At 63.7% G+C, this 12,899-nt stretch carries 13 protein-coding genes, 2 tRNA genes and 2 pseudogenes; 10 read left to right on the forward strand and 7 right to left on the reverse strand.

From position 1 onward, the window contains the following. Positions 1 to 17 precede the first annotated feature (17 nt). The 5 genes from X742_RS149485 to purM all read right to left on the reverse strand — a co-directional run bounded on the left by X742_RS149485 (position 18) and on the right by purM (position 4,663). Positions 18 to 1,376, reverse strand: a complete 1,359-nt coding sequence (locus X742_RS149485; RefSeq protein ID WP_023773449.1) for a sensor histidine kinase — start codon at positions 1,374 to 1,376, stop codon at positions 18 to 20. Then, positions 1,373 to 2,050: a response regulator gene (locus tag X742_RS149480; RefSeq protein WP_023773450.1), complete on the reverse strand. Its 678-nt coding sequence runs from the start codon at positions 2,048 to 2,050 to the stop codon at positions 1,373 to 1,375. Before X742_RS149480 ends, X742_RS149485 begins: the two co-directional genes overlap by 4 nt. A gap of 298 nt (positions 2,051 to 2,348) precedes the next feature. Then, a complete protein-coding gene (locus X742_RS149475) occupies positions 2,349 to 2,858 on the reverse strand; it encodes a histidine phosphatase family protein (RefSeq protein ID WP_023773451.1) in 510 nt (169 codons plus the stop codon). Positions 2,859 to 2,873: 15 nt separating this feature from the next. Beyond that, on the reverse strand, positions 2,874 to 3,587 hold the full coding sequence (gene purN / locus X742_RS149470; RefSeq protein ID WP_023773452.1) for a phosphoribosylglycinamide formyltransferase: 714 nt from the start codon (positions 3,585 to 3,587) through the stop codon (positions 2,874 to 2,876). Next, positions 3,584 to 4,663 (reverse strand): phosphoribosylformylglycinamidine cyclo-ligase, encoded by a 1,080-nt coding sequence (gene purM, locus X742_RS149465; RefSeq protein ID WP_023773453.1) that lies wholly within the window; start codon positions 4,661 to 4,663, stop codon positions 3,584 to 3,586. The genes purN and purM overlap by 4 nt, the downstream gene beginning before the upstream one ends. Before the next feature lie 209 nt (positions 4,664 to 4,872). Between purM and X742_RS149460 the strand changes: the two genes are divergently transcribed. The 4 genes and pseudogenes from X742_RS149460 to X742_RS1000000174095 form a co-directional block, all read left to right on the forward strand. After that, positions 4,873 to 5,427 carry a CDP-alcohol phosphatidyltransferase family protein gene (locus X742_RS149460; RefSeq protein ID WP_023773454.1) on the forward strand — a complete coding sequence of 185 codons (555 nt, stop codon included), beginning with the start codon at positions 4,873 to 4,875 and terminating at the stop codon, positions 5,425 to 5,427. Between the two features lie 79 nt (positions 5,428 to 5,506). Then, positions 5,507 to 6,682, forward strand: a complete 1,176-nt coding sequence (locus X742_RS149455; protein WP_023773455.1) for an AI-2E family transporter — start codon at positions 5,507 to 5,509, stop codon at positions 6,680 to 6,682. Between the two features lies 1 nt (position 6,683). Then, entirely contained in the window at positions 6,684 to 7,388 is a 705-nt protein-coding gene (hdaA, locus tag X742_RS149450; RefSeq protein WP_023773456.1) for a DnaA regulatory inactivator HdaA, read from the forward strand. Positions 7,389 to 7,714: 326 nt separating this feature from the next. Then, positions 7,715 to 7,780 (forward strand): annotated as a pseudogene (locus X742_RS1000000174095) (type II toxin-antitoxin system prevent-host-death family antitoxin); the annotation flags it as partial. Positions 7,781 to 7,852: 72 nt separating this feature from the next. Here the strand turns inward: X742_RS1000000174095 and X742_RS149445 are convergent. Next, positions 7,853 to 8,188, reverse strand: a complete 336-nt coding sequence (locus X742_RS149445; RefSeq protein ID WP_051407658.1) for a hypothetical protein — start codon at positions 8,186 to 8,188, stop codon at positions 7,853 to 7,855. Positions 8,189 to 8,256: 68 nt separating this feature from the next. Continuing rightward, positions 8,257 to 8,333 (reverse strand) — tRNA-Pro (locus tag X742_RS149440). A gap of 124 nt (positions 8,334 to 8,457) precedes the next feature. Between X742_RS149440 and X742_RS149435 the strand changes: the two genes are divergently transcribed. The 6 genes and pseudogenes from X742_RS149435 (at position 8,458) to X742_RS01000000170325 (ending at position 12,898) form a co-directional block, all read left to right on the forward strand. Further along, complete coding sequence (locus X742_RS149435) at positions 8,458 to 8,763, forward strand: ETC complex I subunit (RefSeq protein ID WP_015318428.1); 306 nt, start codon at positions 8,458 to 8,460, stop codon at positions 8,761 to 8,763. A 43-nt stretch (positions 8,764 to 8,806) separates the two neighbouring features. Further along, positions 8,807 to 8,883, forward strand: a tRNA-Arg gene (locus X742_RS149430). 252 nt (positions 8,884 to 9,135) lie between these two features. Further along, positions 9,136 to 9,357 carry a hypothetical protein gene (locus tag X742_RS149425; RefSeq protein ID WP_023773459.1) on the forward strand — a complete coding sequence of 74 codons (222 nt, stop codon included), beginning with the start codon at positions 9,136 to 9,138 and terminating at the stop codon, positions 9,355 to 9,357. A gap of 200 nt (positions 9,358 to 9,557) precedes the next feature. Next, a complete protein-coding gene (locus tag X742_RS149420; protein ID WP_023773460.1) occupies positions 9,558 to 10,346 on the forward strand; it encodes a GGDEF domain-containing protein in 789 nt (262 codons plus the stop codon). Positions 10,347 to 10,517: 171 nt separating this feature from the next. Further along, positions 10,518 to 11,516, forward strand: coding sequence for a glycosyltransferase family 4 protein (locus tag X742_RS149415; RefSeq protein WP_245275576.1), 999 nt, complete (start codon positions 10,518 to 10,520; stop codon positions 11,514 to 11,516). Positions 11,517 to 11,669: 153 nt separating this feature from the next. Continuing rightward, positions 11,670 to 12,898 (forward strand): annotated as a pseudogene (locus X742_RS01000000170325) (anion transporter). The last annotated feature ends 1 nt before the right edge of the window (position 12,899 follow it).

Here is a 12,899-nt window from a genome sequence, read left to right on the forward strand (position 1 = left end):
AGATCCGAGCGGGTAGCCTAGCCGCTGGCCAACGGGAGGCGCACCTCGACCACCAGGCCGCCGGTCGCGCCATCCGCGAGGGTGATGCGACCGCTCGCATTTTCGACCACCTCGCGCACGATGGCGAGCCCGAGGCCGCTGCCTTCGTCGGTCTCGCCGGTCAGCCGATAGAAGCGCTCGAAGACATGGTCGCGCTCGTCGGCAGGTATGCCGGGCCCGTCGTCGGTAACGGTCAGCACGGCCTCGCCGCCGGCGGCGGCGAGCTTGACGGTGACGGTGCCGCCTGCCGGTGTGTAGCGCAGGGCGTTGTCGACGAGATTGACGATCATCTCCCGCAGCATAGTGCCGTCCCCGATGACCGGTACGGCGCCAGTCTCATCGAGACCTAGATCGACGTTGCGATCAATGGCCCTCGGCGCATGCGTTTCCAGCACTTGGCGCGCGGCTTGCGTCAGGTCGATGCGATCGGCGCGCGGTCGCCGGCTGCCCGGTTCGGCGCGCGACAAGGTCAAGAGCTGTTCGGCCAGCCTCGCCAACCGGGCGGAGCTTGCCTGCAGGGCGATGAGCGCTTCCCGGCGCGCATCGACAGCGTTTTCGCGCAGCGCGTAGCTCGCTTGCGTCGACAACAGCGCCAGCGGCGTGCGCAATTGATGCGCGGCATTGGCGATGAAACGGCGCTGCGCCGCCATCTGCGCCCGCACCCGTTCCATATAGGCGTTGAGCGCATCGACCAGCGGCCGGATTTCGCTCTGCGCACCGGCGACTTCGATGGGGTCGAGTTCGCTGCGTTTCGGTGAGCGCACCGCATCGCGCAGCCGGATGAGCGGCGTCAACCCTCGCCGCAGGCCGAGCAGCACGAAGACGCCGGCTATCGCCACCAGCGCCAGTTGCTGGGTGAAGGCGCTGAACCAGAGATGCCGCACCATCGCGTCGTGCCCGAAAAGCGTGACCCCGACGGTGACGGATATCGGCGAGTCTTCGCCGGCGCCGACCACCGCATGCGTAATTGTCAGCAGCCGCAGCGTCTGGTCGCGATAGGTCGCTTCCATGCTGGGGCGTCCGGGTGTCCTGGGCAGCCCGGGATAGCCTGTCAACAGCCGCCCTCCAGCTGCCTCGACACCGTAGTAGACCCTGTCGCGGTCGCCCGTGTCGAACATCTCGAGCGCTGCCGGCGGCACTGTGGCGTTGATCACCCCGTCGGTCATTGCGACCTGCTCGGCAATCATTCGTGCCGATCCGACCAACATGCGATCGGTGATCAGATCGGCGGTCGCCAATGCGTTGCGCTGGCTGGTCCACAGATTGATGGCCGCAAGCCCGGCGAGAGGGAGCACGACCCAGGCCAGCAATTGCAGGCGCAGGCTGCGCGTTCTCATGGCACGCGGTCGTCATGGCGCAAGAGATAGCCGAGGCCGCGTAACGTGGTGATCTGGACCCGCGACCCTTCAAGCTTCTTGCGCACACGATGCACATAGATCTCGATGGCGCTTGGATCGGCGTCGGTCTCGAAATCGTAGATCGCCGCCGACAGTGCTGCTTTGCTCACCGTGCGTCCCGCCTTGATCATCAATTGTTCAAGCACGGCATGTTCGCGCGGTGTCAGGGCCAGTGTTTCGCCGCCGAGCGAGAACAGCCTGGTGTTGGTGTCGAAGACGAGGTCTCCGCAGGCAACGACCGGTGCCGTCCGGTCATTGGCGCGGCGCAGTTGCACGCGGATGCGCGCTTCGAGCTCCTCTACCTGGAAGGGCTTCGGCAGATAGTCGTCGGCGCCTTCGTTGAGGCCTTTGACCCGGCCATCGAGACTGGCATTGGCGGTCAGTATGATCACCGGCACCCGGTTGCCGCGGGCTCGCAGCATGCGCAGCACTTCCAGTCCGCCCATGCGGGGCAACGCAAGGTCGAGAATGACAAGCGCGTGGTCGCCGGCGGCAAGCGCGTGCTCGACATCCTCGCCGTCATGGACGACGTCGACGACATAGTTCGCCTGGCGCAAGGTCTTGCCCAGCCAGTCCGCCAGTTCGCGATTGTCCTCCACAAGCAGCAATCGCATGTCTATTGCCGTTCCAGCATCGCCCACTTTCGGTCTCAACGGCCACCAAGGCTCGATCGACGATCCCATTCGGCAATCGGACCCGGATGATCGATAGTATCGATCGCAACGCAAGGCAAATGCGGCTTGGCTGCGGCCGGCGATGTTTTTCGCGGGCTAGATGCCCCTGTTTTGAAAGTTAAACACGAGACCGCCGACAAGCCCGCCACCGACTGGCCTGAGCCTGGCCAGGGCATCTGGGGTAACTGATGTCGCGGGTGCGGCGGGTCTGATCTTCCGCACCCGCGACATCAGACTTCTAGCTCAGGTCCTTCGGCCGCAGGCTATGTGTCAGCCTGGCGGCCGACAGACCGGACCAATCGTCTTCAAGGACGAAGCGCGCGAGGGCTGCTGTCGGAAACTTGTTCTCGAGCCTCTTGCGCGCCTTCGCCTCCGATCCCGATCCGGCAAGCCGTTTTGCCAGCTCCTCAAGGCCTGGATTGTGGCCGAGAACCAGCAGGCAGCCGCTCGACGGGTCCGCTTTGCGTAGCTGACTCAGAATATCCGCCGCTGCAGCATCGTAGAGCGCCTCGGCAAACGCGACCCGGGGATGCACTGGCAGTTCCGCCGCCACCAGCCGCCAGGTATCGCGGGTGCGCAGCGCCGGCGAGACCAGCACCTGATCCGGCAGCCAGTCGCGCGCGGCAAGCTCGCGGCCGATCAGCCGGGCCGCCTTCAACCCGCGTTCCGCCAGCGGTCGGTCGAAATCGTCGAGGTCAGGGTCGTCCCAACTCGATTTGGCGTGACGCAGCAGGAGCAGCTGTTTCATCGCTGCGCTCTTCGCTCAGGGCGTGATCCGCGCCAGATGCTCGAGGTCGGCTTCCTCGCGCAGCGGATCGGGCGCCATCACCACCGAGGTGCCGTTGTCGGCATCGTCGGCGAAGTGGGCAAGAACCGTATGCCCGGCCTCCATGCGTGCCTTGCCATCGGCGACCAGGCCAAGCGCCAGAGGGTAGAGCCGGTGCTCAGCCTTGAGCACGCGGGCGGCCAGCGTATCGGCATTGTCTCCGACCATCACCGGCACGGCCGCTTGCGCGATGATCGGGCCATCATCCATCTCGGATGTGACGAAATGCACCGTGCAGCCATGGATGCGGATGCCGGCGGCCAATGCGCGCGCATGGGTGTCGAGCCCCTTGAAGGCCGGCAGCAGGGCAGGGTGGATGTTGATCATGCGGCCCTGCCATTTCTGGACAAAGCCGGGAGTCAGGATGCGCATATAGCCGGCCAGCGCCACGATGTCGGCGTTGAAGGCCGCAAGTGCCGCGTCGATCGCCGCGTCATGCGCCTGCTTGCTGCCATGGTCGGCGCGGGAAATGACCTGGGTGGCGATGCCGCGTGCCTTGGCGATGCCGAGGCCGGCGGCGTCCGCCTTGTCGGAAATGACGCCGGCAATCTCGGCCGGGAAGGCCGGATCGTTGGCTGCCGCGATCAGCGCGGTCATGTTGGAGCCGCGCCCCGAAATCAGGACAACAGTGCGTTTTCTCTGCGTGCTCATAGGCCGATCGAACCCCGATAGATGACGCCGGCGTCGCGCCGCGGCACGATGCGGCCGATCGGCGTCACCGTCTCGCCGGCTTCCTGCAACACGGCCGCGACCTGCGCCGCCTGACCGGAAGCGACAGCCAAAATCATGCCGATGCCGCAATTGAAGGTGCGCATCATCTCCTCCGGCGCCACGCCGCCTGTCTTGGCCAGCCAGGAAAACACCGGCGGCACGTCGATGGCTTCGAGATCGAGCTCGGCCGAGAAATCCTTGGGCAGCACGCGCGGAATGTTTTCCGGAAAGCCGCCGCCGGTGATGTGCGCCAGCGCCTTGATGCCATGCGTGTTGCGGATCGCCTTGAGGATCGACTTGACGTAGATGCGGGTGGGTTCGAGCAGTGCCTCGGCAAGCGTCGCCTCGTCGTTGAACGGTGCCGGATCGTTCCACGCCAGACCGCTGGCGGCGACGATGCGGCGCACCAGCGAGAAACCATTCGAATGCAAGCCGGAAGAGGCCAGCCCGAGCAGCACGTCGCCCTCGACGATGTCGTCGGTGGGCAGGAGTTGGCCACGTTCGGCCGCGCCCACGGCAAAGCCAGCAAGGTCATAATCCTTGCCGTGATACATGCCCGGCATTTCCGCCGTCTCGCCGCCGATCAGCGCGCAGCCGGCCTGGCGGCAGCCTTGCGCGATGCCGCCGACGATCGCGGCACCCTGATCGGGATCGAGTTTGCCGGTGGCGAAATAGTCGAGGAAGAACAGCGGTTCGGCGCCCTGCACGACGATGTCGTTGACGCACATGGCGACAAGGTCGATGCCGATCGTGTCGTGTTTCCCCGACTCGATGGCAATCTTGAGCTTGGTGCCGACGCCGTCATTGGCTGCTACCAGCACCGGATCGGTGAAACCGGCCGCCTTCAGGTCGAACAGGCCGCCGAAGCCGCCGATCTCGCCATCCGCACCCGGCCGGCGCGTGGCGCGCACCAGCGGCTTGATCTTCTCCACCATGAGATTGCCGGCATCGATGTCGACACCGGCCTGCGCATAGGTGAGCCCGTTTCCGCGCTTTGATGCGTCGCGCTTGCTCATCGCATTTTCCCTGCTCGTTTGCGGGCTCTTCGCATGAATGGTTTCGGGGGGCAAGGATAACGGCCGAACCGGGTTCCGTTTGGCTCGACAAAAGCGTGGATAGCCGGGGCATCGCACTCAGTGCTTGCGGCTGGCCCAGCCGGCTCTCCCTTGCCTCGGCCCTCCATCGCCCTCATCTATCTCAACGCATAATACGGCGGGACAATGCGTTGACCATCCCCAACCTGATCACCATGCTGCGCGTTGTCCTGGTGCCTGCCGTGGTGTTGGCCATGCTGCAGGCTCGTTGGGACTGGGCCTTTGCCGGCTTCGTCGTTGCCGGCATTTCCGACGGCGTCGACGGCTTCATAGCCCGCCGGTTCAACCAGCAGTCCAGGTTCGGCGCCTATCTCGATCCGATCGCGGACAAGCTGCTGCTGGTTTCGGTGTTCGTCGTCATGGGCATCATCGGGCAGTTGCCGCTCTGGCTGGTCGTCACCATGGTGTCGCGCGACGCGTTGATCGTCTGCGCGGTCCTGTTGTCCACGGCGATGGCCCATCCGGTCGAGATGAAACCGCTTTTGGTGTCGAAGGCGAATACCGCCGTCCAGATCGTGCTGGCGGCGGTTGTGCTGGGCGAACTCGCCTTTGCCGTGCACCTCGACCCTCTGCGGCCAGGCCTCATATTGCTGTCCGGGGTCTTGACCGTGGCTTCGGCCGCGGCCTATCTCGTGGCTTGGCTGAGGCATATGAGCGGCTATGGCGAAGGCGGTAAATCAGGCTGACAAGCCCATCGACGGCAAGCCTGCCCGCAAGCCGGCCGCCCGCAAGGCGGCGGCGCTGGGCAAGGCCGACGACGGCCAGATGGTTGTGGTCGTGCCGGAAGGCGAGACGGCGGCAGAGGCAGAGGCGTCTTCCACGTTCCGCCGCCAGATATTCTTCTGGCTGGCGGGGGCCGCGATCCTGGCGCTCTTCCTTTATGTCTTCAGCGACATCCTGCTGCCCTTCGTCGCCGGCATGGTGCTTGCCTATTTCCTCGATCCGGTCGCCGACCGTCTGCAGCGGCTCGGCCTCAGCCGCTTCATGGCGACCGTGGTCATCCTCATCACCTTCCTGATCGTGCTGGTGCTGGCCTTCGTCATCCTCATCCCGGTGCTGGCGACGCAGATGGCCGATTTCGCCAGCAAGCTGCCGGAATACCTGACCCGGCTGCAGAGCCTGATCACCTCCTTTGATCCGAAGTGGCTTGAACAGAAATTCGGCGTCAACGCCAACGGCTTGCGCGATGGGTTGAACTCGCTGCTGACCTCCGGTTTCGGCCTGCTCACCACGGTTTTCACTTCGATCTGGAGTTCGGGCGTGGCCCTGGTCTCGGTGGTCAGCCTGTTCGTGGTGACGCCGGTCGTGGCCTTCTACATGCTGCTCGACTGGGACCGCATGGTGGCGGTCATCGACAGCTGGGTGCCGCGCGACAACGTCGCCACGGTCCGCGCCATCGCGCGCGACGTCAACACCGCCACAGCCGGCTTCGTGCGCGGGCAGGGCACGCTCTGCCTGGTGCTGGGCGCCATGTACGCCACCGGCCTGACGCTGACCGGGCTGAACTTCGCCATCCTCATCGGCCTGTTCGCCGGGCTGATCTCCTTCATTCCCTATGTCGGCTCATTGACCGGGCTGGTGCTGGCCGTCGGCGTCGCCTTCGTCCAGTTCTGGCCGGACTGGACGATGATCGTCGCGGTTGCGGTGGTCTTCTTCATCGGCCAGTTCATCGAAGGCAACATCCTGCAGCCAAGGCTGGTCGGCAAAAGCGTCGGCCTGCATCCTGTATGGCTGATGTTCGCGCTGTTCGCCTTCGGCGCGCTGTTCGGCTTCGTCGGCCTTTTGATTGCCGTGCCGGCTTCAGCGGCGGTTGCGGTGCTGGTGCGATTTGCCATCGCCCGTTATCTTGAGTCGCCGCTCTACAAAGGCCATGCCACAGAACCCGCGCCGCCACTGCCAGCCGATCGCGGCGGCGGCCACCGCTCGCAACCGCGTCGCTGAAGTGACCGCGCAGCGAACCGACCCGCCACGCCAGTTGCCGCTCGATCTCGGCCATGGCACCGGTTACTCGCGTGATGAGCTGGTCATCTCCGGCACCAACAACCAGGCGGCCGCACTGGTCGACCGCTGGCCGGATTGGCCAGCACCGGTGGTGGTGCTGGCAGGCCCAGCTGGCTCCGGCAAGACGCATCTGGCCTCGATCTGGGGTGCGCGCGCCAAGGCGGTGACTGTCGACGCCAGGCGCATTGGCGACAGCATCGCAAATCTCGGTGCCCGCCCGGCCCTGATCGATGACGCCGACGCACGCGCGGTCGACGAACTGGGCCTGTTCCATCTCATCAATGCGGTGCGTGGCGCCGGCTCGACGCTGCTTTTGACCGCACGCCGCTTTCCCTCGGCCTGGGGTGTATCGCTGCCCGATCTTGCATCGCGGCTCAAGGCGGCGGCGACAGTCGAGATCCATGAGCCCGATGATCTCCTGCTCGCCGGTGTCATCACCAAGCTGTTCGCCGACCGCCAGGTCGAGGTCGAGCCGCATGTCGTGCAGTATTTGGTGCGGCGCATCGAGCGTTCTCTGGCAACCGCGATGCGTGTGGTGGAGCGCCTGGATCGTACCGCGCTGGAGCGCAAGATGCCGATCACCAGGGCATTGGCCGCCGAAACCGTCAATGCCATGGACGAGGGGCAGGGCGAGTTCGCGATTTGATGACTTCAGGTTTCCAGAGGTCTCCGTCTCGACCAGAGTCCCATTTTGGGAAACAAAACTGGCACTCATCTTGCTGCGTGAGCTTGCCGGCTGACCCCGGTCCTGATTGCGTTCCAAATCAGGTTGTAGGCTCGCCGGGAATGAGGCGGTTGGGGTTCTCGCCCGGCGAGCTTGCGTTCAAAATGCGTCGAGCGGTTGCGCCGCAGCGGACATTCACCCCGACGACAGTGACCGCCCAGCATCGTCGAAACTCTTCAAGCGGACCACTCGACGGTCTATTTCTCAATTGAAACTTGGACCAGAGACTGGTCCATGCGCAGTAATCGATGCAGGTATCCGTTACCGATGCCAAGGGACAACTGACCGAACTGGTGCGCCGCGCGGAGGGCGGAGCCGATTTTTCGAAAACCGATATCGAGGGTGTGCTCTCAACGTAGCACTGTTGGCGGTGAGCTTGCGGCCAATCACAGCCACATTCTGACGAAATACCGGACCAACAGATAGACGGCTGAGTGCACGGCGATATAGCAGGCGGCGACCAGCACAAAAATTCCGATGCTGGCTGCCCACGAACGGGAGGCGACGACGCCAGGTGCGAGCCTGCCAAGCCTGCGGCTCTCGCGATTGTTCCACATCGCCAAGGCCGCACAGGCGATCGCCCATGCCACCATGAACGGAACCGTCACGCCCGCATAGGCAAAATAGGCCGGCCCGAACAGCGAGACCCAAGCATCGATCCCAAGCACCGCAAACCCCCGTTTGCCGCAGCTTAAGCCGGCAATGGCGATGGAAGCGAGCATGAAATAGCGACACGCGGATAGGGGCCAAAACCCCTTCGGTGCCATCGGTGTCGCATTTTAAAGAGAAATGGTCGGAGTGGAGAGATTCGAACTCCCGACCCTCTGGTCCCAAACCAGATGCGCTACCAGGCTGCGCTACACTCCGAACGGTCTGTTGCCTATTCATTTCGGTCGTACATGGCAAGTGCAAAAACCTTGCCGCCGCTGCCAATGCGCAGTAATGACGGCGAAGAGGGCGGCGATGCCGCCTTGCCAACAAAGAGGTGGCCATGTCCGCGCGCATTTTCAGTCCAGCCAAAACCGCGATGCAGTCCGGCAAGGCCAAGACCGGCCATTGGGTGCTGGAGTTCGACCCCGAGATGCGCAAGAAGATCGATCCCCTGATGGGCTACACCACGTCGGGTGACATGAGAAGCCAGATCCGGCTCACCTTCGACACGCGCGAAGAAGCGGTCGCCTACGCCGAAAAGGAAGGGCTTGCCTTCCGTGTCGAGGAACCGAAAGAGACCAAGCGCCGCCAGATTTCCTATGCGGAGAATTTCCGCTATGACCGCAGGACGCCCTGGACGCACTGAAGGGCGCAGGCGCCAAGCATCCAGCCGGCCGTGGCCGGCCGACGGTCCCGTAGCTCAGCTGGATAGAGCACCGGCCTTCTAAGCCGATGGTCACAGGTTCGAATCCTGTCGGGATCGCCATAATTTCAATGGCTTATATTGCATGACCTCACGCGGTCACTTGCCAGTGCTGCCACGCCGTCTACCGGAAGGCGAACAGAGGTCCGGTCCGCGCAGGGCTCTGGAATTATTTCGTGATCCGACCCTGTTGGAACCTTGGCCAAAACTACGCGTTCGGGGCCTTGTATTCGTGGAGCCTCATAAAAGGCAGCATGCGGGCAAGCGAACGGGTGGGGCAAAACAAGCGCGGGTTGGTGGAGGAGAAACAAGGCTATGTCGAAACGTGAAATTGGAACGTCCCCAGCCTTGGGGCGGCGTATCGCCGATCTCAGGGCCCGAATGCAAGACGCCGAAATATCCGGCCATGAAATGCAAACCTTTCACAAAGTCGCCGCCATCATGGGATCTGGCGACGGTTCCTTGCAACTGGATGCCGACGACCTGATCGCGGCATCCTTCGTCGCCGAGGCGGTCGGGCCGGCGCCTAGCCGCTGACTTCGGAATTTCCATGTCCGAAATCCGGTGAGCAAGTTGCGTCCAACCATCGGGGCACGGCCGCCTATTGGCGATCGTGCTCCATCTCCCGGCCCCCTGATCTCGTCTCGTCGCCACCTGAACTCGAATTGAAAGGAAAGTCTTATCATTTTGTTTGCGTTGGCACGTCATAGTAGGGACGGCTAACGGAGTAAAAAGGGATGAAGCTGGACCTGTCGCCCACCAGCTGGGGCAGGGTGATGGCCGTCACCGCCGCCGGCACGGCATTCTTCATTGCCGTGGCGTTTTTCGTCGATTCGTTCAATTTCCCCTATCTTTCGCCCGAGTCTGTCTGGCGCGCCAAGCTGACCGACCTCCTGCTGCCCTTGGTGCTCGGCGGCTCGTTTCTGTTTTTCCTGATGTGGAAGATCCGCCAACTGGCGATAGCCCAGCGCGACCTCAGCGTCATTGCCGCGACGGACAGCCTGACGGCGGTGCTGAACCGCGGCGCCTTCTCGATGCTGGTCGAGGCCTATCTCGAACAAACCCGCAAGCAGGAAGAGACCCGTACCGGCGCGCTGCTGATCATCGATGCCGACCACTTCAAGTCGATCAACGACCGCCTCGGCCATGATTGTGGCGACCAGGCGCTCAAACTGATCGCGCAGGCGATCAAGGGCCAACTGCGTGGCACCGATATCGTCGGCCGGATCGGCGGCGAGGAGTTCGGCGTGTTCCTTCCCGGCGTCGACCCCTCGCAATCCTGGCTGGTTGCCGAAGGCATCCGCCGACGGATACGCGAAATGGACTTTTCGCCCGATGGCCGGTCCTGTCCGCTTTCCGTCAGCATCGGCGGCACCAGCTTCAGCGGGCCGACGACCTACGAGGCAATATTCTCCGCCGCCGACAGACGGCTTTATGCCGCCAAGTCGAATGGACGCGATCAGGTCAGCTTCGATCCGGCGGAAGCCGCTCTAGCGTCTCCGCTCAGCGCCGCCACCGTTCATTGAAAGCAGCCTCGCAGCCGGGCTGGCACCGACCGCTTCCTTGACGCATACCTGTCTGTGTGCTTCCTCCGCGCAAGTGATGTATGGAGCATCGCCAGAAACAGTCCTGCTTTCTCGAGTCCCTCGATCGTGCGGTCCGCGGGCACGGCACGGCCCGCGGATGCAGGGAATTGAATGGCCAAACGCCCGGGCCCGATAAGCACCGCGATCATGATCCACTTATTCAACGGCTTTCAGAACCCGTTTGGCGGCAGTGAGCGCGAAACCCTGGAGTTGTATCGGCTGTTGAGCGCCGACTCGCAGGTGCGCCTCTGGGCAACCTCGTCGGGCGTATCCGAAGACCTGATGCAGGAATTTCCGATACGCCGCGTCTCGCCGGCAACACGCAATGTGCCGGCTGGCGGCACCTATGTCTTTCTCGGTGCGCACTGGCGCAACAAGACGTGGCCTTATCTGATCCCGCGACCGCGCCGGCTGATCTATGTCTTCAACACCTTTCATCCCAAGATCATCGCGCTGACGACACGCAGACCGCGCCTGCTGGGTTGGCCCGGTGCCGAACTGGTGCTGATCTCCGACTTTCAGAAGCGCATGCTGCGGGTTGAGGGCGTCGTGCATCCGTCACCCATCGATATCGAGCGCTTCTCGCCACGGCAGGCAAGGCCAAACGGTCCGTTCACGGTGGGGCGGCTGAGCCGCGATACGGCGGACAAGCATCATCCTGACGATGTGGCGCTCTATGAGGCATTGCTGGCCGACGGCGATGCGGTGCGGATTCAGGGCGGCATGCCGCTCAAGGACAGGCTCGCGCCGCATACGCAACTCGAGCTCCTGCCGCAGGGTGAATTTGCCGCCGAACAGTTTTTGCCGACGCTCGACGTCTTCTATTATCGCACCGGCTTGCATGTGGAGACGTTCGGCCGTGTGGTGTTCGAGGCGATGGCCTGCGGCCTGCCGGTCGTTTGCCATTCGCATGGTGGCTACGCCGATCATATCAGGCATGGCGAAAACGGTTTCCTGTTCGAAACGACGCAACAGGCAGCACGGATCCTGGCCGAGCTTAAAGCCGACCCGGCACTGCGGTCGGCCGTCGGTCAGAAGGCGCGGCAAACCGTCGAGCAGCTGTTTTCGCCACAGGCGGTGCAACGGCGGTCGGACTTCTATCGGCGTTAGCGGCGCCACGCCGTCCGGCTTTCCAAACACCCTCGGCCAGCAATCCACGTACCCCGTTTGGCATCGATGCCGACATCGCGCTAAAGCTGGCATCACGTGAATCGCGGGGCGGCCGGCATCGGCGCGCGGACAGATCGAGCAGGGCTTCTACCGATGACATTGACCGGCGCCGCGGCACTGCTGATCCTGATCTTGACTTATGCCGGCGTCGCAATCGGCCGCATACCTGGCTTGCGGCTCGACCGGGCAGGCATCGCGCTGCTTGGCGGCGCGGCGATGATCGCCATCGGCGCGCTCAGCATGGAGGATGCCTACCGGGCCATAAATTTCGACACCATCACGCTTCTGCTCGGCATGATGATCGTCGTGGCGCATCTGAAGGTGTCGGGTGCCTTTCGCGGTCTTGGCGCCATCGCCATCGAGCACGCACATGCACCGTTCATGCTGCTGGTGATGGTGACGCTCCTCACCGGCGTGCTGTCGGCCTTCCTGGTCAACGACGCCATCTGCCTGGTCATGGCGCCGATCGTCGTCCACGTTACCCGCGTTATCAACCGCAATCCGATCCCTTATCTGATCGCCACCGCCACCGCTTCGAACTGCGGCAGCGTCGCCACCATCACGGGCAATCCGCAGAACATGGTCATCGGCGCGCTGTCGGGCATTTCCTATCCCGCCTTTTCGGCGGCGCTCGCCCCGGTCGCCTTGTTCGGCCTTGTCGCGGTGATCGCCATCGTGCGCATCGTCTACCGCGCCGAATTCACCCTCAACGGCGAACTGACGCCACACATTTCGCGCGGCCGCATGCATCGCGGCCAGGTGCTGAAGGCGGTGGTAGTCTGCATCGGGCTGGCGATCGCCTTCTTCGCCGGTGTTCCCGTAGCCAAGGCGGCGCTCAGATCGGAAGAGCACACGTCTNGCTGACCCGCGCCATCAAGCCATCGCGCATCTACCGCGAGATCGACGGACCGCTGCTGTTCATGTTCGCGGGCCTGTTCGTGGTGGTTGCCGGCGCGGAAAAGACGCTGCTGACACCTGACATGATCGCCTCGGCCAAGAACATCGGGCTCGACGATGTCTGGCGGCTGTCGGGTTTCACCGCCGTGTTGTCCAACATCATGAGCAATGTTCCGGCCGTGCTGGCGCTCAGGCCTTTCATACCCGGCCTGGAAAACCCCGAGCGCGCCTGGCTGGTCGTGGCCATGAGCTCGACGCTCGCCGGTAATTTCACGCTGCTCGGCTCGGTCGCCAATCTGATCGTCGCCGAGCAGTCCAAGGCCGCAGGCACGCCGTTGTCTTTCGGCGCCTTCTTCAAGGTCGGCCTGCCGCTGACGTTGATCACGCTGTTGGCCGGTACGGGGTGGCTGGCGTTCGGCGGATAGC

Source organism: Mesorhizobium sp. LNHC229A00 (assembly GCF_000502415.1).
In the GTDB taxonomy this organism is placed as follows: domain Bacteria; phylum Pseudomonadota; class Alphaproteobacteria; order Rhizobiales; family Rhizobiaceae; genus Mesorhizobium.

Excerpts from the sequence above, each read along its gene's own strand:
- purN (WP_023773452.1), bottom strand. The coding sequence starts at position 3,587 with ATGAGCACGCAGAGAAAACGCACTGTTGTCCTGATTTCGGGGCGCGGC.
- X742_RS149425 (WP_023773459.1), top strand. The coding sequence starts at position 9,136 with ATGTCGAAACGTGAAATTGGAACGTCCCCAGCCTTGGGGCGGCGTATC.
- X742_RS149445 (WP_051407658.1), bottom strand. The coding sequence starts at position 8,188 with ATGCTCGCTTCCATCGCCATTGCCGGCTTAAGCTGCGGCAAACGGGGG.
- X742_RS149455 (WP_023773455.1), top strand. The coding sequence starts at position 5,507 with ATGGTTGTGGTCGTGCCGGAAGGCGAGACGGCGGCAGAGGCAGAGGCG.
- purM (WP_023773453.1), bottom strand. The coding sequence starts at position 4,663 with ATGAGCAAGCGCGACGCATCAAAGCGCGGAAACGGGCTCACCTATGCG.
- X742_RS149435 (WP_015318428.1), top strand. The coding sequence starts at position 8,458 with ATGTCCGCGCGCATTTTCAGTCCAGCCAAAACCGCGATGCAGTCCGGC.
- X742_RS149485 (WP_023773449.1), bottom strand. The coding sequence starts at position 1,376 with ATGAGAACGCGCAGCCTGCGCCTGCAATTGCTGGCCTGGGTCGTGCTC.
- X742_RS149415 (WP_245275576.1), top strand. The coding sequence starts at position 10,518 with ATGGCCAAACGCCCGGGCCCGATAAGCACCGCGATCATGATCCACTTA.
- X742_RS149480 (WP_023773450.1), bottom strand. The coding sequence starts at position 2,050 with ATGCGATTGCTGCTTGTGGAGGACAATCGCGAACTGGCGGACTGGCTG.
- X742_RS149420 (WP_023773460.1), top strand. The coding sequence starts at position 9,558 with ATGAAGCTGGACCTGTCGCCCACCAGCTGGGGCAGGGTGATGGCCGTC.
- X742_RS149475 (WP_023773451.1), bottom strand. The coding sequence starts at position 2,858 with ATGAAACAGCTGCTCCTGCTGCGTCACGCCAAATCGAGTTGGGACGAC.